Raw genomic sequence first — 22,122 nt, 5'->3', positions numbered from 1 at the left:
GCGCCCTGCACGCCCACGTCACGCGGGTCAGTGCCTGATGCGACCCAGCGCTTCAGCATTTCTCGCGAGATGCCGAGGCGATGGCAGCAGGTCAGAGTCCGCTGTTTCTCGCACCCTCCATCTGACGCAAGCATTCGCGGTCGCACACAGTGCGCCGGCGTCGGTCGTCATCCAGAGCCACAGCATCGACTGCGCGGGCATTACGTCCGTCGCAGCGAGGAAAGTTGTTTCCGTTTTCTGGTCACACACGTTTACCTCCGGGGTGATACGCCAAACGGGGACTGACGAGCGTTTCGCACCTGCTGACCCAGTGGGCCAAGCAAAGCCGCGAGCTTCGTTCGCAAACCCTGCAGGACATCCCCATGAAAAAAACACTCATCCTTCCCCTCCTCGGCTCGGCCATGGTGGCTTGGTTGCCCATGACAGTGGCGCGCGAAGTCGTCGTGCTGCCCGGTGTGGTCAACCCGGTTGGCGTGGCCAGCGGCGTCGATACGCAAGGCCCCGGCCTGCTCACCGTGGGCGCCCAGGACATCAATACGGGCAATGACCCCGGTGGCGCGATCACCACGAACGCCGCGAATACGGCGAGCATCCTGTTCAACAACAGCTCGACGGTGACCGGATTCGTCGGTACGACCGGCAGCACCTTCCTCAATATCTCCGCCGGCAGCAACGCCAACACGGTGACCTTCAACGGCCCGGTCTATTCGACGACGTTCTCGGTGGCCGGCACCGGCACGGTCAATTTCAACGGCGGCTTTACCAGCAACACCGGATCGACGATGGATTTTGCCGGTGACGGCTTCATCAATGTCGGCGCGGGCCAGACCGTCAAGGCCGCCATCACCAATACGGCGGGCGCTGGCACCGGCACGCTGACCCTGCATGCCAACAGCATTCTTGATGGCGCCGTGGGTGCTGCAAGCGGGCTCAGGCAGATCAATGTGGTCGGTGGCAATGCACTGATTACCGGCCAAGCGAATGCCGCGGCCTACACGCTCGATACCAACACGCTCAATGTGGCGGGCGCCTTCAAGATTCCGGTGGCCGGCATCATCAACACCACGATCTTCAGTCCATCGCTTTACGGCAAGATCGTGCCGGTCGGCGCAGCCACCATCGGCAACGCACTGCAGGTCAACGTGACGGTCACCGGGCCGATCCCGGTGGGGAGCATTTTCAATATCGTCGATGCCACCAGCGGCACCAGCGGCAGCACCGTCACGGCGACCAGCAACACCACGCGTTATCTGTTTTCGGCAGCACCCACCACGAACGGCCAGGTGCAGATCATCGCGACCCAGATTCCGCTGGCGACGGTGGTGGCCCCGGTAGGCAATCCGACCGCCCCGATCGTCGCTCCGGTCATCGACGCACTGCCGTTGACACCGGGCACCGCGCCGCTGCTGACGGCGATCACGCTGCTGCCGAACGCTGCTGCCGTCGCCGGTGCATTGGCACAACTCCAGCCGGGTGCGGCCAGCCTTGCCGCGCCGCAGGCCAGTTACCGCGCCACCCAGCAATTGCAGGGACTGTGGGCCGCGCATATGGAAAGCACCCAGCTGCCGTGCGCGCAAAGTGGCCAGCCGGATGACCGGAACAGGCAACGCCAGGATGATGATGCGATAGCGTGCCAACCCGACAAGCGGGACCCGCAGCTGTGGGCGGCCGCATACGGCTTTGCCAGTACGCAGCGCGACAACAACGGATACGAGGGCTATACCGACAACAGCTATGGCGCGATGGTCGGCCTCGATATTCCGCTCAGTCAGGCAACCACCGCCGGTGTCGGCGTCAGATACGCCCGCTCCACGCTCGACGGGCTCGATGCACAGAGTCAGGGCAACATCCGTTCGTACCAGGCAACCGCCTATCTTGGTTATGCGCCGGGGCCGTGGTTCGTCAATGCAGCGCTTGTGTATGGACTGGATGACTATTCGAGTTCGCGCCAGGTCGTGTTTCCGGGAGTCAACGAGACGGCGAGAGCCGACTACAGCGGCCATCAGTACACCGCGTTCGGCGCGACCGGCTACCACTTTTACCTGGGTGACGGACGCACCGTCATTACGCCGACCGCCACCTTGCAGTACACCCGTCTGAAAACTCCCGGCTACAGCGAAGTCGGTGGCAACGCCGTCAATCTCAAGGTCGATGCGCAGAGCGATGACTTCCTGCAGTCGGGCCTCGGTGTGAAACTCGCCCGCGATCTCGCCGATGCCGGTCCGCTGACCGTACGTCCGGAGGTGCATGCCAACTGGCTGCATTCGTTCCACGGCGACGCCATGACCAATATGGCATCCTTCGAAAGCGGCGGCCCGTCATTCACCGCCACGGGCGTCAAGCCGGGACGGGATCTGATGGATCTGGGCGCTGGACTTCTGATCGCCAGCAGCACGAGATGGTCGGTCGAAGGCGCTTACGATTACCAGTTCAACCACAGCTACAAGTCGGGCCAGGTCATGGTCAAGTTCGCGCTGGCGCTGTGAGGACAGCGTCCATTCCGGATGGCACAACCTGATGGATTGAAGTGGCATGCATGCCGCAGCTCGTCGTGAACGAGAGCTGCGGTATTCGCCATGAATTCGCGTAACCGGGAGTCGGGCTACAGCACCCAGACTTTCGTCAGCAACCACGCCTCACAACGCCGACAGAAACGCCACCAGATCGTGTTTCTGCTGCGCGGTGATATTGATGTTGAAGCGGGTGTTGTAGAAGTCGACCACATCGCCCAACGCCGCCGCCGAGCCGTTGTGGAAGTACGGCGCACGTGCTGCCACGCCGCGCAGGATCGGGCCCTTGAACTTGCCGATGTCAGCCCACTTGCCGGTCCGCAGTGCCAGGCCCGGGTCGGTGGTCTGCACGGTCTGGCCGGTGCTGTAGTTGGTCAGGGTGTATAGCGGCATGTCCGGGGTGCGCCGGCTGGCATCGGCGATGCCGATGTTGATCGGTAGCGCTACCGAGTGGTTGCCGATATTGGGCGAGTCATGGCAGGTGCTGCAGGTGCCGTGGATGACCGCCTGACCGGTTGCATCGTTGAGGCCGCCCACGCCCGTGATGGCGATCGGCAAGGTATTGAACAGCTGCTGGCCACGGGCGACGGCAGCGCGCGCGCGACTGCCTGGGTCGTGATTGAACTGCGCATTGGGATCGTTCCAGTCATCGAACAGACGCATGGCGTTTTCATCGAACGGTTCGGCGGTTGGATCGTTGCCGAGGACGTCGTTGATGCCGATCCAGAAACGTTGCTGGGCGAGGATGTTGGCGCCACCCATGCCATTGCTGTGGTTGAGCTGGCCGGCATCCTGGTCGGAAAGCTGTGCGGTGAACAGGTGCGTTTCGAAATCGACAATCTGGTCGATGATGGCGGCGCCGGGCGCGGCGCCGGCCTGCTCATGGCCCAGGATCGCATCGCGTGCCTGCGAGGCGAGGCTTTCGAGCAGGTCTTCGTGATCGATGCCGGCATCCATCGGCGGTTTGAACGGTGCGGCGGTTTCGCGACCGTCCCACATCACCGCGGTATCCCAGATCAGGTTGGTGGACGGCAGCGGGCGGCGGAACAGCGACAGCTCGCGCGCACTGGCATAGCCGTAAGGATCGTCGACCTTGGTCAGGCGGAATTCGGCATTCGCTGGAATCGGCATGCCGATGCGTACCACGCCGCGGCTGAGCAGCATGGCATAGGCAATGCGCCGTGCGTAGACGCTGGAGACATCCGCCACCGGCGAGACCGCGCCATCGACCAGCGCGAAGATGGGATCGTTACCGTTGGTCTTGGTGAAGCGCTGACGCAACTCATCCGGGGTGATCGACCAGCCCTGGGCCTGGCGATGGCAGGAGTTGCAGCTGCGTCCGTTGCTGCCGAAGCTCTGGAAGAACGGGTTGCTGCTGTCGATGCTGCCACCGGGTGCGTTGGTCTGCAGCAGGCCCGAGGGATCGGTGGTGATCAGCGGGCTGGCAGTCGCCGGTTGGCGATTGGCCTGTTGCGCGTGCGTACTGCCGACGCCCGCAAGCAGGAAGGCCACCGCAGCGGCGGTCAGTCGCTGACAGACGGCAGATCGGATAGTGCTGTGCTGAAACATGACGGTATGCCCCCAAGAGTTGTCGGTGTGCACTCCCCTGCCCCTGCCACGGTCTGCACGGACGTGGCATTACACAAAACACCGCATGGCGGCAGATTGCGACATGCACCCGCGACTCATGACGAATTTCTTGGAGAGCACACATATCCGGCTCACCACGCCGGCTGATGCTTGGTGGAGCGTCGTTATCGACGACGCATCGGCGGCAATTGCCCCGTTGGGCTATGGGCGGCCGTGCATGCTGGCGCGCCATTGCGCCAACCGCGCACCGACGGGCCACGTGCGGATCCTGCCGAGGGCGGCGTCGAAGACAGGTCCGCCCATCGCGGCGACATCGCCATTCCCGGAAGACCGGCTGGCCAGCGACAGCTGCGCTTCCAGGCGCCAGGGGTGGGTGACCGGAGCCTCGGCACGATCAAGCGCGGCCAGCAGCAGATGCGCGTCACGCGCGGCGGCGTCGGTATGGCCGAGCGCGCTGGCCAGACGCATCGACTCGGTCAGGTACAGCGGCCACGACAGTGGATCGTCGGCATGCACGTGCGCATTTTGCGCGAATGCCTTCGCATAGGCCGCTTCGGCGCCCGCCGTGTCGCCCGTCGCGGCCAGCGCGCGGCCATGGACAAGTTGAGCCAGTGCCACGGTGACATCACGAATGATCTCGCGGTGGCAATCGGCACCGTCATCGAGTGCGTGCGCAGCACTGGCGCTGGCATCCTGCGGGCGCTGCAGCAGCAGTTCGGCGCGGGCCTGCTGCATTTCGCTCCACGCGATGGTGCAGCGCGACGCATGGCGCGCGTGCTGTTCGGCGATGAGCGCGGTCACCAGCGCAAGTGCGTCGCTGGCGTTTTCCCTGGCCAGCAGCACGTCGATGCGCTGGGTCTTCGGTTCCAGCGGCCTGCGCTGCAGGCTGTTGCCCAGCGAATCGAGCAAGGCATCGGCTTTCAGCGCATCCGCTTCGGCGACGTCGAGGTCGCCACGGTAGAGTGCGATCTTCGACTGCAACTCGTATGCATTGGCGAGGCTCATCGGCGTTGCATCGTGCAGCCTGAGCGCGAGCACCTCGTCAGCCAGCCCGCGTGCCTCGGCGATACGGTCGGCGTCGAGCAGCACACTGGCCAGATCGTGGATGGCCGAGCTGAGCTCGTGGCAACGCAGGCCTGCCGCGCAGTCGACGCGGTACGCCTTGAGCATCTCGCGTCCTAACGCCACGGCCGGAATCATGTCGGCGTGGCCGTCGGCGACGACCATCGCGATCTTCAGCAACTCGGCGCGTGTCGTATCTGCCGGAAGCCGCCGGGCCGGGATGGCCAGCAGCAAGTTGATGCGCTTCGCCGCCTCGGTGTAGTTGTCGCGACGGATCAGGGTTCGGGTCAGGCCAATCTGGGTCTCGATGCGCACCGGTGAATACTCCGGCAGCGCTGCCTCGCTCGATTCCGCATCGCGCAGCAGTATCTCGGAATGTTCCGTGTCGCCCATGTCGCGCAGCACATTGCCGAGCGTGACCAGCAGCTCGGCGTGCAACTCCGGCTGGTCGCGCAATTCCTGCGGCAGGCTCGCAGCGGCGGTATAGACCAGGGTCGGCACGTCGGGACGCTGGCTGGCGGGCACGTCGGGTGCGGTCTTGCGCAGCAGGCCGACCACGAAATCGCGGATCGCATCGGCGCGTTGCGCTTCGTGACGCGCTACCTGGCCCTGCCACACGGCAATCGACAGCGAGGTAAGGATGGCCGCCATGAACATCGCAGTGAGGACGACACCGCCGCGATGGCGGGCCACGAATTTGCTGGTGCGATACCAGCGCGAAGGCGGATGAGCCAGCACTGGCTGGCGGTCCAGATGACGCTCAATGTCCTCTGCCAGCGCACCGGCCGACGCGTAGCGGTGTTCCGGTTCGGTGGTGGTGGCCATCAGCACGATGTTGTCGAGATCGCCGCGCAGTTTGTGTCGAATCGATGCCACCGATGCCGGCACCTGGGCTGGACCGTAGGCGGTGGCGATGGAAGGCTGATTGATGCGCGACGATGGCGTGCCGCTATCACTGGTGGCGCGCCGGCGCCCGGTGATCAGTTCGTCGAGCAGGATGCCCAGCGCATACACATCGGTGGCGGTGGTGACCGGCTCCTGCGCAAACTGCTCTGGCGCGGCATAGGCTGGGGTAAGCGCGCGATGCTGGGTGCGGATGGCACCGGTCACATCTTCGTCGAGCAGTTTGGCGATGCCGAAATCGAGCAGCTTGACGTGACCGTCGGCGGTGACCAACACATTGGATGGTTTCAGGTCGCGATGCACGATCAATGCACGGTGTGCCGTCTCGACCGCGCGGCAGACCATCAGGAACAGCACCAGCCGCTGGCGCAGATCCAGGTTGTGTTCGCGTGCATAGCGCGTGATCGGCAGGCCATCGACCAGCTCCAGCGCGATGTAGGCCAGGCCGTTGTCGGTGATGCCGCCTTCGATCAGGCGCGCGATGCCCGGATGTCGCAGGCGTGCCAGCGCCTCGCGTTCGCGGCGAAACTGGCGTTGCGCATCGGCGGTGTACAGGCCGCGCGCCAGCAGCTTGATGGCGACCTCCTGGCGCACGCCGTCGGCATCGCGAAAGGCGCGGAACACGGTGGACGAGCCGCCCTCGCCGAGCACCTCGAGAAGCTCGAACGGGCCGATGTGACTGCCGGCCGGCATCGCTTCGACGACACTGGTATCGCCGATCACCCGCGCGGCGCTGGCGGCATCACCGGTGGACAACAACTCGCCGTCGATGGCGTCGGCGGCCAGCATGCGTTCGACTTCGGCGCGGCGCAACGGATCGGGGCAGCGCTCGGTCAGCAGGCGCCGGCGCGCCGCAGCGGGCAGCGTGAGTGCTTCTTCGAACAGGTCGCGCAGTGACGGTGTGGACTCCACGACAGACTCTCCCCGAGATGCCATGCCTTCGATAAACCCCAGCTGCGCGCCAATTGCGACCTTTTATTCCATGCGTGCCTTGATGAACGCGCGGGCGAAGCGCCAGTCGCGGTCGATGGTGCGCCGAGCCAGCCCAAGGGTTTCGCCGACCTGCTCCAGGCTGAGTCCGGCGAAGAAGCGCAGCTCCACCACCTGGGCCGCACGCGCATCGGTCTGCTCGAGCGTGTCCAGCGCGGCGTCCAGTGCCAGTGCCTGCTCGGCAGTGTCGAGCGCCAGTTTCAGATTGTGATCGTCGAGCGTGACCCGCATCCATTGGCCGCCGGCGCAAAGGCGCAGGCGGTCGCGTGCGCGATTGATCAGCAGGTGGCGCATGGCGCGCGCGGCATAGCTGAAAAACTGGGCCGGATGCTCGAACTGCAACGCCTGACGCTGGCCCATGCGCAAATACAGCTCGTGCACCAGCTCGGTGGTATCCAGGGTGGCATTGCGACGACCGGCCAGTTGTCGCGCAGCCATCGCCTTGAGGCGCGCGTAGACCGTGATAAACAGCACATCCGTCGAATGGACGGTGGGCACCTGCCGGGTATCGGGCATAACGGAACACCTCCATGCAGATGCAGGCTTCCACCGCCGCATGGTACGCCTCCGCCGGGGCGTCGGAGTGCTATCGATAGCTCTGGCGTGAGTCTCAGTGGAGGCTATCGCAGCGCCGGCTGATTCTCGTGGCCGACGTTCAACCGAACGCGGAGAAGTCCGTGGCAAGCTGCGTAACGCTTGAGTCGCCGCGACGCCAGCCGTGCACGAAAGTGCGCAGCCGACCGCCTACGACGGCGATTACGGGGCGCACGGTCAGTTGCAGTGCCGGGAATGCGGTCGGCGACATGGCCAGCCCGATCTGGTGTTCGGCACGCATCCGTGCGGACTTGGCGGCGAACCATGCCTTGGGACCAGTCAGCAGGACGCCCGAGGTGGACTCGGCCTGGCGTGAATTCTCGATGGTCTGGCGCAAGTGACCGAGATGACGTTCGGTGAAGGCCTGCGCCAGGGCGTCGACCTTGAATGGCGAGGCTACGTATTCGTCCAGCAGGTTGCCCAGCATCGCCGCGACGCGCAACGCGATCTGGCGATTCGCGCGCTCACCATGCGATGTGCCAGCGCAACTCTGCCAGACGCCGTCGATCGCGTTGACCAGGGTATGGAACTCCGTCTGATTGAGCGGACGCTGCTGCAGCGAGGTGTTGCGGCGATCGATCAGCCACGCCTGATCTGCCGCGGGTAGCGCATGCGAGCGACGGGCGGCACGATGCCGTGCCTCTTCCATCGACAGGCCATCGGCAACCGCCAACTGCATGGCGAGCGCTTCCTGGGTCAGCGGTTGCGCGCGCGTCGTGCCGTCTGCGTGATACCAGCGGCGGTACTCCAGCGTGGCCGCATGGAACAGTCCGCGCGGCGGTCGCACCAGCGCACGCGCCTCGGCGGCATGGTCGAGCGCAGGGACCATCGAACGAAGCCCGGCCGTATGGGCGGCCAGCACACGATCCAGCAGCACTTCGGCAATGACCAGATGTTGATGACAGGTCGTCCAGCGATCATCGCCGTCGGCCATCGGGAAGTAGACAAAGCGGATACGAGGCGCGTGCGAGACCCAACGCATGCCGGCAAACTTTTTCGCGCCATGACAGCCCTGCCCGGCAATCCGGCGCCCGATCGGCAGAGCACGATGTGCGGTGGGCAAATTCCCCAGCATGAGGTCAACAGCCGGGATTGAAATAACGACGGATGGGGCCGGTACGGCCACCTGCACATTCTTGGCAACTGCTACTTGCAAACTCACGAAACAACCTTCGTCGCTATGGGTAGTCATGACGCGAAACTCCGCTACGCCATACCCCGGATATTCATGCCATCCCGCCTGGATAGCCACGACGCCACTTTTGCATGAGTCATGCCATCGTAATGTGCGGTGGTCTGCAGTATTTGCACCTCGTGGTTGCGGCGAATGCGCCGTTATGGCTGCCGTTGCACCCGCGCTGCGTGACCCGTTTTCCCCGAAGTCCGGCCGGAACAGGCAAAATACGCGGTTGGCGACCGGCGATGCTGGCCTGCCACCTGTAACGGAGGCGCGCCTGCGCCCCGCCCCACTCACGACGGATGAGACTCTTGACGATCACGACGGCCACCCCGCCCCTGCCGGACGACGCAGATACCGCACTGCTTGAGCGCCTGCGCGCCGCAGCGGAGCTGTTGGAATCGGTTGCGGCCGATCGGCAACTGCTGGACCAGTTGCCGGCGGCTGATCGCCAGCGGCTGCATCAGGCGGTGGCGCAGCTCTACCATCCCGATCCCGGCGCACGCCGGATCAAGCTGAAAGCGGCCGAGAAGGCGCGGCATGCGTCGAGGATCCAGGCCGAGGACGCGGTACTCAACCAGACCGGCATCCGCGAGCTGCGCCGCCGGCCGGTGTTCACCACGCCGAATGTGCATGCGCCGCTGGGATTTGAACCGCATGACATCAAGCCCGAAGCCGACGCCGCGCAGCCGCGCGAGTCGATCGAGCCGAAGCACTGCTATGTGTGCAAGCAGAAGTACTCGACGATTCACTTTTTCTACGACCAGCTGTGCCCCGCTTGCGCCGCGTTCAACTATGCAAAGCGCACCGAACTGGTCGATCTGCGCGGACGCGTCGCACTGCTGACTGGCGGTCGCGTGAAGATCGGCTATCAGGCCGGCCTGAAATTGCTGCGTGCCGGTGCGGAACTGATCGTGACCACGCGCTTTCCGCGCGACTCGGCCGCGCGTTACGCGGAGGAACCGGACTTCGCCGAATGGGGCCATCGCCTGCAGGTGTACGGGCTCGACCTGCGCCATACGCCGAGTGTGGAAGCGTTCTGCCAGGAACTGGTTGCCACGCGGCCGCGACTGGACTTCATCATCAACAACGCCTGCCAGACCGTGCGCCGTCCGCCGGACTTCTACGCGCACATGATGGAAGGCGAGACCGCCGCGCTGCACGACATGCCGGAACATGTGCGCACGCTGGTCGGCCACTACGAGGGCTTGCGCAGTTCGCACATCCTGCCGGAAGCCGAAGCACCGGCGCTCACGCTCGCCGGGCGTGACTCGCACGTCCCCGGTCTGACCCGCGCCGCGGAGCTGTCGCAGGTGCCGTTGCTGCCGGAGGAGCTGCTGGCGCAGAGCCACCTGTTCCCCGAAGGCCGGCTCGACCAGGATCTGCAGCAGGTCGATCTGCGCGAGCGCAACTCATGGCGCTTGCTGATGGCCGAAGTGCCGTCGGTGGAATTGCTGGAGGTGCAGCTGGTCAATGCGATCGCACCCTTCATCATCAACGCGCGCCTGAAGCCGCTGATGCTGCGCACCCCCGAACGCGACAAGCACATCGTCAACGTGTCGGCGATGGAAGGCCAGTTTTACCGCAACTTCAAGACCACCCGGCATCCGCACACCAACATGGCCAAGGCCGCGCTCAACATGATGACGCGCACCTCGGCCACCGACTATCACAACGACGGCATCCACATGAACAGCGTCGACACCGGCTGGGTGACCGACGAGGATCCGGCGGCACTGGCCGCGCGCAAGGTTGCCGAGGAACGCTTCCATCCACCGCTGGACATCGTCGACGGCGCCGCGCGCATCGTCGATCCGATCATCAGCGGCATCAACACCGGCGAGCACGTGTGGGGACAGTTCCTGAAGGACTATCGACCGACGGATTGGTGAAATGGTTTGACGTCTGTTTGCAATTCAAAACGGACCATGACTATCCCTCGCTTTTCAGCGCCGGATAGTCATGGCTCGCGTGACAAGCAAGTATTATTGCAGGGCTAGTTGTTTGCAGACTCTGCGCATTGGTCGTGGGGACAGGCAAAATCAACCTCAGCCCCCCCGCCCGCGGCAAGCTTGATTTTCGAGCGTGTGTCGACGGCGTTTCCATCCTTCTCCAGCGCTACCGTGTAAACGCCCATGGGCAGCGACCCGATGGTGTAACGGCCCGCAGCATTTACCTTGGAGTGACGATTGACACCGGATGTGCTGCGCGCTGTGATGGTTTCACCTGCTGGCGCCCATCCAAAAATCTTGCCGGAGGTAGCTTGCGCATGAACAGTGGTGGACCCCACCGCGCCATAGACGCCCAGAACGATTGCGATGGCAAGACCCCACGCGGAGAAACTCACGCGGCGTTTTGGATGGTTGATTTCGAGGTGCCTGCTGCTTTTCATGGAACTCCCTGATTTCATAAGTGGCTATCCGTTGAATCGAAGCTGCCGACCGGATTCGTGCGCAAGGTGATTTTCAAGTCGGCTTCGGTTTACTACCGTGTATTTGCTATTTGTCCCCATGTACTCGCGTGCGCAGAGCCGCGGCGTTCCGAAATGGGCATAAGTAGTTAGGCTCTCTACCCGACATGCGTCTGGCTAGCAGTTGGACTCTGTACCGTTCTGTTCTGCGCCCTCGGCCACTCCCCCTGCAGTTACTAAAAGCCACATACCGGCTCGCTGCCACAGCCTATGTGCATCGGGTTATCTGTCGAAGGGCCAAAGGTCATGTGTCAAAGGACGATGGACAGCTTCAACACTCGTCGTCTGGAAGCTCTTGGAGGAGCGCGGCCATCCGCCGCCGCACCCCTGTTGGAATCACTTCGCTTCCGCACCGGGGCGTCTGAAATCGCTGCCCGGCTTCCATTGCGGGAACGGAGCATTTCCCTTGGCGAGTTTGCTGCCGACCATGTAGAGCACCCGCAGGTCCTGCACCATGCCGCGCAGATCCCAGTTCGGATCGAATGCATCGGCGGGCTGGTGGTAACGATTCGTGATGTAGTCCTCGTAGGCCTTGCGACCCGCGGTTACGCCGCCGTCGAGCAGATCAAAGCCTGAACGCGCATACAGCACCGGCACACCGGCCTTGGCGAAGTTGAACTGGCCGGAGCGTGCGAAGAAACCCGGTTTCGGCACTACGTCCGGCGCGACGATCCGCCGCTGCTTCCGTGCACCTTCGGCGAGATAGTCGTCCAGCTGCGACTGGCCATAACCGATGACCGCTATATCGCGGCTGGGGCCGATCACCGTCAACGCGTCCATGTCGAGATCGGCCAGAGTCAGATCCAGCGGCACCACCGGATGGTTGACATAGTAGTGCGAGCCGAGCAGACCTGATTCCTCCATCGTCAGCGCCATGAACAGGATCGTGCGCTGTGGTTTCGGCCGTCGATGCGCGAACGCCTCGGCGATCTCCAGCATGCCGGCCACACCCGAGGCGTTATCCACCGCACCGTGATAGATATTTTTGTCATCCCGACCGAGATGATCCCAGTGCGCGGAATAGATGATCGCTTCGTACGGGCGCAAGCTGCCTGGCAGTTCTCCGATCACGTTGTGCGATTGGCCACGGACGATCGTGCTGTCGATCGCGATGCTGGCCTTGGCGTCCAGCTCGACCGGCTTGAAGCCACGCACGTCGGCATTTTTCTTCAGCGCATCGAAATCGGCACCAGCATCGTAAAATAGCTTTCTCGCCGCCGCGGTAGTCAGCCAGCCAGCGATTGGCAGGCGTGGCGTTGCATCCTCGCTGGCCGGCAGACTGAAGCGCGGGCTGCTCCAACCGGTTTGCACCACATTCCACGGGTAACCCGCTGCCGCCGTGTCGTGAACGATGAAGGCCGCTGCGGCACCGTGGCGCACGGCCGCCTCGAACTTGCTGGTCCAATGGTCGTACCAGGTAAGCTCTCGACCCTTGAACAGCATCGGATCCTGGCTCCCCCAGCCTGGATCGTTGACCAGTATCACCACCGTCTTGCCCTTGAAATCGAGGCCGGCATAATCGTTCCATTGCTGCTCAGGGGCATCGACGCCGTAGCCGACAAAGACGATCGGCGAGTCCTTGATTTCGACATGCGGTTCGTCCGCCGGCGAACCGACCACCATGTCGCTGCCGAAGCTCAATACGGACTTTCCCTTGCCGCCATCGATCGCAAGCTGCGATTGATCAGCATGCTGCAACGTGGCTTGCACGTACGGCACGGCCTGCAGCCAACTGCCGTGATTGCCTGGCTGCAGGCCGATGCGCTGAAACTGCTGGATCAGATACTCGGTAGTGCGCTGCTCACCCTTGCTGCCTGGTGCACGGCCCTCGAACGCATCGGAGGCCAGCACCCTCACGTGCTGACTCACATCGGCTTCGATGATGCCGGGCGAAAACACCGCATTGCCGTAGCCGCCGTTCCGATTGCTGGCCGAATGATGATGGCAAGCAAAGAGAAACAGACTGATGACGGCCACCAGCAACAAACGATACACAAGCACACTCCCCCGAGTGATAAACGGCGAATGTACGCAGGTGTCAATGGCGGGCGCAACCGGCACGATAAGATCGTTTTAATTTGCGAATTAAGCGTCAAAACTTGCGCAATTTCCGTCGCTTACGAACCAACATTCCAACGCGGTTTGTCTCGCCTCATCCGGCACGGATGACTCAATCCAGCAACAGTCCGTTCAAACGTTGTGCCTGTGTTCGCCAACGCATCCGATCTATCTTGGCGTACTTGTCCATGCCGGCACATCGTTAGGAGGCCACCGCCATGATTGAACGCAGACCCTTCGACCGCCTGGGCGGAGCCGACCACGGCTGGCTCAAGGCGAAACATCATTTCTCGTTCGCCAGCTACAACGATGCCGGCCGCATGGGCTGGGGCGCGCTGCGCGTGTGGAACGACGACACCATCGCGTCGCAGAGTGGCTTTCCGCCGCATCCGCACGCGAACATGGAGATCATCACCTACGTGCGCGAAGGCGCGATCACCCATCGCGACAGCCTCGGCAACGAGGGCCGTACCGAAGCCGGCGACGTGCAGGTGATGAGTGCCGGCAGCGGCATTACCCACTCCGAGTACAACGTGGAACCCGGCACTACGCGCATCTTCCAGATCTGGATCATTCCCGACGAAAGCGGCCAGCCGCCAGCGTGGGGCGCGCGGCCGTTTCCGAAGGGCGAGCGTTCGGGCAAGTTCGTGGCGCTGGCCAGCGGCTTCAAGTAAGACACCGAGGCATTGCCGTTGCGCACCGACGCGCGCGTACTCGGCGCCACACTGAAGGCCGGCGACACCGTCGACTACGCGTTGGCTGACGGCCGCTACGCGTACCTGGTCCCATCCACCGGGTCGGTGGAGATCAACGGCATCCGGCTCGATACCCGTGATGGCGCGGCGATTCGCGACGAGAAAGCGTTGCGCATCACCGCGATCGAGGATGCCGAGCTGGTGCTGGTCGACACCGCGCCCTAAACAGCTGCCTTGCCGAACGACGGCGGCCGATTCGCCGGAGCCGCGCCGAACTCGGTATTCGGCGCGCTGCCCATCTGGAACACCAAGGTGCCACCGGCGGCCAGTTCGGCATGGCTGATCCAGCTGCGGCTCCACGGTTGGCCGTTCCAGCTGACCGACTGGATGTACGGGCTGTCCGGCCCGTTGCCCGGCGCCAGCACCATCAGCTTGCGTCGGCCGGCGAGTTCAATCTCCGCGCGATCGATCAGCGGGCTGCCGAACACGTAATTCGCGCTGACCGGATCGACCGCGTAAAGGCCGAGCGCACTGAGCACGTACCAGGCGCTGATCTGGCCGCAGTCCTCGTTGCCGGCGAGGCCGTCCGGCTGCGCCTCGTACATGGTTTCCAGCAGCATGCGCACACGCGCCTGCGTCTTGTGGTGCGCGCCGGTGTACGCATACAGGTAGGCCACATGATGGCTGGGTTCGTTGCCGTGCGCGTACTGGCCGATCATGCCGGCGATATCCGGCGGCGCGTCGACCGGCAGCGCCGAGCTGGTGCTGAACAGCGCATCCAGCTTACGCTCGAACGCCCGCTCGCCGCCGAACAATTTCATGTATTCGTACAAGTCGTGCTGGTTGAGGAAGCTCGCCTGCCACGCGTTCGATTCGGTGAAGTCACGCCATTTCGCGGCGTGGCCCATGCCGCGCGGATCGAAGGGCTCCAGCCAGTGGCCATCATTCGCACGCGGCCGCACGAAACCCAGTTTGCGGTCGAACACGTGCTGGTAGTTGCGCGAGCGATGCTTCAGCCGGGTGGCATCGGCATGCGCGCCGGCGGCATCGGCCAAGTGCGCGACGGCCCAGTCGTCATATGCATATTCGAGCGTCTTGCTGACCGCCTCGCCTTCCTTGTCGCTGGGGATATAGCCGAGCTTGCGGTAGTACGGCAGGCCGCGGTAATCGTCGTCCATCGCGCGCTTGCGGAACAGCGGCCACGCCTTGGCGTAGTCGATGCCGGTGAAGCCTTTCGCGTGCGCCTCGGCCACCACCACGGCGGAGTGGTAGCCGATCATGCAGCCGGTTTCCACGCCCTGCAGCGGCCATACCGGCGGACCGTCGGGACTCTCTCCGGCCATTCGCACCAGCCCGTTGACCAGGTCCGGCACGCGATCGGGCTGGTACAGCGTAAGCAACGGATGCTGCGCCCGGTAGGTGTCCCACAGCGAGTAGGTGCTGTAGTTGTTCGCACCTTGCGGCAGCTGGTGCACGGCCAGATCCATGCCGCGATAGCGACCGTCGACGTCACTGAACAGGGTCGGCGCCAGCATGGTGTGGTAGAGCGAGGTGTAGAACGTGGTGCGCATATCCTCTGACACGGTGTCGATGCGGATGCGGCCCAACTCGCGTTCCCATGATGCGGCTGCGGCCTTGCGCACCTGCTCGAAATCCCAGCCGGCCATTTCGGTGTCGAGGTTGCGCAATGCGCCTGCCACGTCGACACCGGAGATGCCGACCTTGACCAGCAGCGGTGCGCTGGCGACGTTGTCGAAGTGCAGCGCCGCTTTCAGATGCGTGCCGTGCGCTTCGTCGGCACCAGCAGGCAACGCGGCATCTTCGGTATACAGCGTGGCCTGCGTGATCGGACGCGACAGCTTCATCGCGAAATAAATGTGCCGGCCGCCGGCCCACTGATGCACGCGGCGCTCGCCGACCAGGGTGTTGTTGCCGACCAGTTTCAGCGATGCATCGCTGACCTTGCACGGCACCGCGGCATCGTCGTGGTAACCGTGCGCAAGGTCGACCAGCAGGTGGCCGCTGCCGTCGCCCTGGAACGTATAACGATGCAGTCCCGTGCGCAGAGTCGCGGTCAGCTCGGCAAGGATGTCGTGGTTCTTCAGGTGTACCTGGTAATAGCCCGGCCGCGCCTGCTCCTGGTCGTAGCCCGAGCGGTAGCCCGGGCCGGGCTGTGCCACCGCATCGGGCGAAAGCTGATCCCCGCTGGCGGCGCCGTCGTGATGCGAGCGGTAATTCTGCTCCGGCAAACCGCGAGCACCGGGCTGCAGCAGCACCGGTCCCTGCGCCGGCATCACCAACACATCGAGCATATCGCTGGCACCGGTGCCGCTCAGATGCGTGTGCGAGAAACCCATGATCGAGCCGTCGCCCTGGTGATAACCCGAGCAGGCATCCCAGCCCGCGTCGTTGGTGTCGGGGCTCAGCTGCACCATGCCGAACGGCAGCGTGGCGCCGGGATAGACGTGGCCATGACCGCCGGTGCCGATGAAGACGTCGACATGCCGGGCGAAACCATCGGGCTCCGGCACCGGCGACATCGCATGATCGCTGCCAGGCGTCGCGAACGCCGCCAGCGGTTCGAGCCGGCTGCCGAGCAGGCTCAATGCGGCTGCGCCCTGCAGGAAACGTCTGCGTGTCACCATGGTGCGTTCTCCGTTGCGTGTACCGGATGGCTCGTCATGCGCGCCGCAGCAATTCCGGTCGCTGCGCCGCCAGTTGCACGATCAGTTCGCCGAACAGGGTATTGGCCCAGGCGAACCACGCGCGGGTGAAATGTGCCGGATCGTCCTGATCGAAGGCTTCGTGCATGAAGCCGGTGCCGGCATGCGTGGTCTTCAGCCAGTGCAGGCATTGGCGGATCTCGCCGCTGTCGTCGCTGGTCAAGCCACGCATGATGATCGATATTGGCCAGATCATCCGCAAGCCCTCGTGCGGACCGCCGATGCCCTGCGCTGCGCTGCCGCGGAAGAAATACGGATTGCGCGGACTCCAGGCCAGCTCGCGACTGCGCCGGTAGCGCGCGTCGTCGCTGCGGCAGCAGCCGAGGTAGGCCAGGCTCGACAATCCCGGCGCGTTGGCGTCGTCCATGAACAGCTGGTTGCCGTAGCCATCGACTTCGTAGGCCCAGATTTCGTTGCCGTGCTCGTCGTGCATCACACCGAACTCCTGCAGCGCACGTTCGACTTCACCGGCCAGGGCATTGCACTCGGCAGCAAAGGCGCGATCGTCATGCAGCGCGATGGCCAGTTGCGCCAGCTGGCGCAGCGAACTCACCGCAAACAGGTTGCCGGGGATCGACAGCGGATAGATGCAGGCGTCGTCCGAAGGCCGGAACATCGCGTGGATCAGTCCGACGGCGCGGGTCGGATTGCCGTAGCCGTCGAGGAACTGGGTATCGGTCGGGTTCGCCGAAGGCCGCTGGAAGTGATACGGACCAGGACCGTGCTTGCGCTGCTGTTCGCGGAAGGTCGCCAGCACGGTGTGCATCGCGGCGCGCCAGTCGTCGTCGAACGGCTCACGATCGCCGGTGGCCTGCCAGTAGGCATGCGCCAGCCGGATCGGATAGCACAGCGAATCGATCTCCCATTTGCGCTCAGCCACACCCGGATGGATGTCGGTGAGGTCCTGCTGCGCCCACGATAGCGGCGTCTTCGCCTGCGGGTCGGGCAGGAACGCATTGGCGTACGGGTCGATCGAGATGCACAGCGCGTGGCGCCGGATCAGGCCGCGGAACAGCCGGCGCAGCGGTTCGTCGTGCGCCGCCAGTGGCACGTACGGCCACACTTGCGCGGACGAATCACGCAGCCACATCGCATCGATATCGCCGGTGACGATGAAGGTATCCGGCTTGCCGTGCAGGCTGCCCAGCTGCACCGTGGTGTCCAGCGTGTTCGGGTAGCAGTTCTCGAACAGCCAGGCCAGTTCGGGATCGCCGATCTTCGCCTTGGTGCGGGCGATCAGCGCTTCCACCGCCGGACTGACGAACTTGCGCTGGCCGATCGGTGTGCGATGACTGATGTAGCGCGGCGCAGCCCGTGCCATCGGCACGCGGCCAAACATCAGACCGCCGACGGCGCCAGCCATCAACTTCAGCAGCGAGCGGCGCGAGGTGATCATGGCTGTGCAGCCTTCAGGACGATTGGTGCGTGTTGGCGCATGGTGGCATCGAACAGCGAATGTACATGTAGTGCATCGCGCAACGATACGATGTCGGCCGCGCCAGTAACCTGCAGCTCGACACGCTCGCCAGGCAGCAAATCGAACGCGTTGTCGGAAACCTGCGCGTCGAGCGAACCGAAGTCGATCCAGACCTCGCGCGCCAGACGCTCCGCACGCACGCTCAGCACGATGCCTTGGCCGCTGTCGTGGAGCTCAACATTCAGGTCCGGCTCGGGTAGCTGCAGCGCGAGCGCTGGCTCGAAGTACAGCAGCTGACGCGATACCGTCTTGCCCTGCTCGATCAGCTCGAATACGGCGAAGCTGCGATGCGGATCGGCGCCCTGCAACAACGCCGCATCGTCCAGCTCGGCGGCGCGGGTGCTGGCCAGCGCGGGCATATGCACCTTATCGAGCCGCTCATGCAGCAGTCGTCCATCCATGTCCATCACGCGCGTGCGCAACTGCGCATCCAGTGGCGCGGTCCGATCAGAAATCAGAAACACGTCGGTGTGCCCGTCGCGACGGATCGGCGCCACACGCAGCGGTGCATAGAAGCGGCGTGCGTGGAACTGCAGCGCCTTCCAGCGTCCGAAATAATCGATGCTGGACCATGATGCTCCAGGCCATACATCGTTGAGCTGCCAGTACAGCGAGCCCATGCTTTGCGGTCGTGCGCTGCGTAGATGGTCGGCAGCCAGCTCAATGCCCTCGGCCTGCATCACCTGACTGAGGTAGACGAAGGAGGCGAAATCCTTCGGTTCACCGTAGTACTTGCGGATATAGAACAGCAGGCGCTGATTGCCGTTGCCGCTATCAAACTTCTGGTGCGCGCGCAGCACCGGCGAATCCGGCGACAGGTCAGCTGGCGTAGCGAAGGTCTGGATCGTCGCCAGCGCTGGCAACGACTGCAGGCCGTATTCGGACTGGAACCGTGGCGTGGTCCTCAGATAATCCTCGATCGGCGCGGAGCCCGCCCAGACATCCCATACGTGCATGTCGCCGTCACTCGGCACGTTGGCTGGTCCGTCGAAATCCGTGCTTGGCGAACTGGCCCAGTACGGCACGTCCGGCGCGTAACGCTGCACCACGCCACGCAGGGTCTCACCGAACAGGGTGCGCATGCCGTGCTCGACACGTGCGCGTTCGGCCAGCCCGATCGCTTGGGCGAACTGCTTCCGATCCGGCCAGGACTCCCAACCCGTCTGCACCTCGTTGTTGCCACACCACAACACTATGCTGGGATGGTCGCGCAGTCGCATGACCTGTTCGGCCGCCTCGATCCGCGTGTTCTCGCGGAACGCGTCGTCATACGGCGGAACCGCGCCGCCGAACATGAAGTCCTGCCAGATCATCAGGCCCATCTTGTCAGCCATCGCGTAGAACGCATCGCTCTGGTAGTAACCCCCGCCCCATACACGCAACATGTTCATGTTGGCATCGTGCGCAGACTGCAGGATCTGCTGCACGCGCGCATTGGTGACCCGCTCGGGAAAGCTGTCGAACGGAATCAGGTTGGCGCCCTTGGCGAAGATCGGCACGCCGTTGATCACGAAGGCGAAGCTGCGGCCCCAGCGATCATGCTGCCGCCGCAGCTCCACACTGCGCAGCCCGGTGTCGCGCTCGCTGCTGGCAACCACCTTGCCGGCAACGACGACGTCGGCGTGGAAGTGATAGAGGTTCGGCGCGCCGTAGCCGGCCGGCCACCAACGTTGCGGGTGTTCGATACGCACGGGCAGATCGAGGTGGTTGTCGCCTGCTTCCAGCAACTTCTCCAGCATCGTGCTGCGACGGCTACCGTCCGGAGCGCTCCACGTCAGCTGCAGCTGGACCTTGCCGGCATGGTCGGCACGAATGTCGAACTGCGCCAGCAACTGCGCGGCGTCCGCATCGACGTGCTGCTGGGCGATGTGGAAATCCGTCAGCCGCAGATCGTTCCAGCTCTCCAGATGTACCGGCTGCCAGATGCCCTCGGTGACGTAGCGCGGACCCCAGTCCCAGCCGTACTGGTAATTCGCCTTGCGCACGTAGTTGGACGTCTGTTTGCCTTTCGGCTCGTCGCCGAACGCGGAATCGAATTCGCCTGGCAATGCATACGGCTGTTTCAGCAACCACGGCTGCAACCGGGTGATCGGCGAATGCAGCGTGACCAGCAGCGTGTTGCTGCCCACATGCAGCACATCCTTCACCGACACCCGCCAGCGCCGGAACATGTTGTCGGCGGACAGCAGCTTGTGATCGTTGAGCGAGACGTCGGCAAATGTGTCCAGACCGTCGAAGACCAGCTCGACGTGCTCATTCCGCAACGTCGCCGCATCGACCGTCACCGGCAACTGATACTGCCAGTCCGCCAGGCCGATCCATTGCAGTTGGGCCTCGTTGTCGCGATCAAACGGATCGCGGATCACACCCGCCGTCAGCAGGTCGGTCTGCGTGCTGCCCGGCACGTGGGCAGTGCGCCATGCAGCCGCTTCCGGATGGGTCTGCACGGCGGCCGAGCCCGGCGCGAGGCGGAAACGCCAACCTGTCGCGAGCGTCTGCGTGGCCGCCATGACGGTGCCGATGCCGTATGCCCATGCGAACAGCACCAGGATCGCCATGCGCCCACGCAGGAAAATCGCGGCGGTGGAGTAGACATTCCTACCCTGTCGCATCCCATGTTTCGTCATGCGCGAGCCTTTGACCATGAAGATGTGGTGCCGTTGCCGATTACCGTGGCGGCGACTCCGTGAAGGTATACGCGATCAGGCACGTGGTAAATCTGACTTCCCGCACGGGTCGAGCCCCCGTGCCATGCGATGCAGGCACTTGATATCTCGCGCACCGGCGCCAGTGTCTACCTGTTGATTCATCAAGCGAAGCCACCATGACCACCATGCAAGCCATCGAGATCACCCGCTTCGGCGCACCGGACGTCCTGCAGCTGGCCCAGCGTCCGATCCCGCAGCCCGGGCCGGGCGAGGTGCTGATCAAGGTGGCAGCATCCGGCGTGAACCGGCCTGACGTGTTCCAGCGCCAGGGTCATTACGCGCCGCCGCTGGGCGCGTCCGACCTACCCGGCCTGGAAGTGGCCGGCGAGCTGGTGGATGGCGACTTTGGCGGCGACAACCCGTTCGGTCTCAAGCGTGGCGACGCGGTATGCGCCCTGCTCGCCGGCGGCGGCTATGCGGAATATGCGGTGGCACCGTTGGCGCAGTGCCTGCCGGTGCCGGCTGGACTGTCGCTGGTCGAGGCCGCGGCGCTGCCGGAGAATTACTTCACCGTGTGGAGCAACGTATTCGATCGCGGCCAGCTCGGTCGCGGCGAAGGCGGTGCGCACGAAACCCTGCTGGTGCAGGGTGGTTCCAGCGGCATCGGGGTCACCGCGATCCAGCTGGCGCGTGCGTTCGGTCATCGCGTGTTCGCCACCGCCGGCAGTGCGGAGAAGTGCGCGGCGTGCATGCGGCTCGGCGCAGAGCGCGCGATCAACTACCGCGACGAGGATTTTGTCGCGGTCGTGAAACAGGTCACTGGCGGTCGCGGCGTGGACGTGATCCTCGACATGGTTGCTGGCGACTACATCCCGCGTGAACTCGACGCACTGGCCGAAGGCGGCCGGCTGGTCTTCATCGCCACGCTGGGCGGCAGCAAGGCCGACATCGACGCCGCAACGATCATGCGTCGCCGGCTCACGCTCACCGGTTCCACCTTGCGTGCGCGCCCCGTCGCGTTCAAAGGCGCACTGGCCCGTCAGCTGCACGACAAGGTCTGGCCGTTGCTTGAGGCCGGCAAGCTGCGGCCGGTGATCCATCAGGTGTTCCCGGCTGCCGAAGCGGCCCAGGCCCACGCGCTGATGGAAAGCAGCGCGCATATCGGCAAGCTTGTGCTGCAATGGTGAATCACACGAATTCAAGCGCAAGACCCGGAGTGCCGCAG

14 protein-coding genes are annotated in these 22,122 nt (G+C 64.1%); 5 read left to right on the top strand and 9 right to left on the bottom strand.

Annotation, left to right across the window (positions count from 1 at the left end; genetic code table 11):
• Nucleotides 1–362: 362 nt before the first annotated feature.
• A complete protein-coding gene (locus IE071_RS05895) occupies nucleotides 363–2,486 on the top strand; it encodes an autotransporter family protein (protein ID WP_189440170.1) in 2,124 nt (707 codons plus the stop codon).
• A gap of 150 nt (nucleotides 2,487–2,636) precedes the next feature.
• On the opposite strand, the gene IE071_RS05890 is transcribed toward IE071_RS05895, so the two are convergent.
• The 4 genes from IE071_RS05890 to IE071_RS05875 form a co-directional block, all read right to left on the bottom strand.
• Nucleotides 2,637–4,079: a hypothetical protein gene (locus tag IE071_RS05890; protein ID WP_189440169.1), complete on the bottom strand. Its 1,443-nt coding sequence runs from the start codon at nucleotides 4,077–4,079 to the stop codon at nucleotides 2,637–2,639.
• Nucleotides 4,080–4,301: 222 nt separating this feature from the next.
• Nucleotides 4,302–6,977, bottom strand: coding sequence for a serine/threonine-protein kinase (locus tag IE071_RS05885; protein WP_189440168.1), 2,676 nt, complete (start codon nucleotides 6,975–6,977; stop codon nucleotides 4,302–4,304).
• Nucleotides 6,978–7,040: 63 nt separating this feature from the next.
• Nucleotides 7,041–7,571 carry an ECF-type sigma factor gene (locus IE071_RS05880; protein ID WP_189440167.1) on the bottom strand — a complete coding sequence of 177 codons (531 nt, stop codon included), beginning with the start codon at nucleotides 7,569–7,571 and terminating at the stop codon, nucleotides 7,041–7,043.
• A gap of 139 nt (nucleotides 7,572–7,710) precedes the next feature.
• Nucleotides 7,711–8,631: a hypothetical protein gene (locus tag IE071_RS05875; protein ID WP_229792767.1), complete on the bottom strand. Its 921-nt coding sequence runs from the start codon at nucleotides 8,629–8,631 to the stop codon at nucleotides 7,711–7,713.
• A 506-nt stretch (nucleotides 8,632–9,137) separates the two neighbouring features.
• On the opposite strand from IE071_RS05875, the gene IE071_RS05870 reads away from it, so the two are divergent.
• The gene (locus IE071_RS05870) at nucleotides 9,138–10,718 is read left to right on the top strand and encodes an SDR family NAD(P)-dependent oxidoreductase (RefSeq protein WP_425503427.1); all 1,581 of its coding nucleotides are present in this window, start codon (nucleotides 9,138–9,140) and stop codon (nucleotides 10,716–10,718) included.
• A gap of 104 nt (nucleotides 10,719–10,822) precedes the next feature.
• On the opposite strand, the gene IE071_RS05865 is transcribed toward IE071_RS05870, so the two are convergent.
• Together IE071_RS05865 and IE071_RS05860 are read right to left on the bottom strand one after the other, a co-directional pair.
• Nucleotides 10,823–11,218, bottom strand: coding sequence for a carboxypeptidase-like regulatory domain-containing protein (locus IE071_RS05865; RefSeq protein ID WP_189440164.1), 396 nt, complete (start codon nucleotides 11,216–11,218; stop codon nucleotides 10,823–10,825).
• 414 nt (nucleotides 11,219–11,632) lie between these two features.
• A complete protein-coding gene (locus IE071_RS05860) occupies nucleotides 11,633–13,291 on the bottom strand; it encodes a M20/M25/M40 family metallo-hydrolase (RefSeq protein ID WP_189440163.1) in 1,659 nt (552 codons plus the stop codon).
• Nucleotides 13,292–13,572: 281 nt separating this feature from the next.
• Between IE071_RS05860 and IE071_RS15995 the strand changes: the two genes are divergently transcribed.
• Nucleotides 13,573–14,028: a pirin family protein gene (locus tag IE071_RS15995; RefSeq protein ID WP_229792766.1), complete on the top strand. Its 456-nt coding sequence runs from the start codon at nucleotides 13,573–13,575 to the stop codon at nucleotides 14,026–14,028.
• A gap of 18 nt (nucleotides 14,029–14,046) precedes the next feature.
• Nucleotides 14,047–14,274 (top strand): pirin family protein, encoded by a 228-nt coding sequence (locus tag IE071_RS15990; protein WP_229792765.1) that lies wholly within the window; start codon nucleotides 14,047–14,049, stop codon nucleotides 14,272–14,274.
• Here IE071_RS15990 and IE071_RS05850 read toward each other — a convergent pair.
• Genes IE071_RS05850 through IE071_RS05840 form a run of 3 tightly spaced genes read right to left on the bottom strand, consistent with a single transcriptional unit; the run spans nucleotide 14,271 to nucleotide 20,861 of the window.
• Nucleotides 14,271–16,694, bottom strand: a complete 2,424-nt coding sequence (locus IE071_RS05850; protein WP_189440162.1) for a GH92 family glycosyl hydrolase — start codon at nucleotides 16,692–16,694, stop codon at nucleotides 14,271–14,273. The genes IE071_RS15990 and IE071_RS05850 overlap by 4 nt on opposite strands.
• 34 nt (nucleotides 16,695–16,728) lie before the next feature.
• Nucleotides 16,729–18,165, bottom strand: coding sequence for a glycoside hydrolase family 125 protein (locus IE071_RS05845; RefSeq protein WP_189440921.1), 1,437 nt, complete (start codon nucleotides 18,163–18,165; stop codon nucleotides 16,729–16,731).
• Nucleotides 18,165–20,861, bottom strand: a complete 2,697-nt coding sequence (locus tag IE071_RS05840; protein WP_308427764.1) for a beta-mannosidase — start codon at nucleotides 20,859–20,861, stop codon at nucleotides 18,165–18,167. The genes IE071_RS05845 and IE071_RS05840 overlap by 1 nt, the downstream gene beginning before the upstream one ends.
• Nucleotides 20,862–21,082: 221 nt before the next feature.
• Here IE071_RS05840 and IE071_RS05835 point away from each other — a divergent pair, with 221 nt between their 5' ends.
• Nucleotides 21,083–22,084, top strand: a complete 1,002-nt coding sequence (locus tag IE071_RS05835; protein ID WP_189440920.1) for an NAD(P)H-quinone oxidoreductase — start codon at nucleotides 21,083–21,085, stop codon at nucleotides 22,082–22,084.
• The last annotated feature ends 38 nt before the right edge of the window (nucleotides 22,085–22,122 follow it).

The sequence above is a fragment of the Rhodanobacter panaciterrae genome, from assembly GCF_014651895.1.
GTDB classification, from domain to species: domain Bacteria; phylum Pseudomonadota; class Gammaproteobacteria; order Xanthomonadales; family Rhodanobacteraceae; genus Rhodanobacter; species Rhodanobacter panaciterrae.
This window is presented reverse-complemented; position numbering and strand designations above follow the sequence as displayed.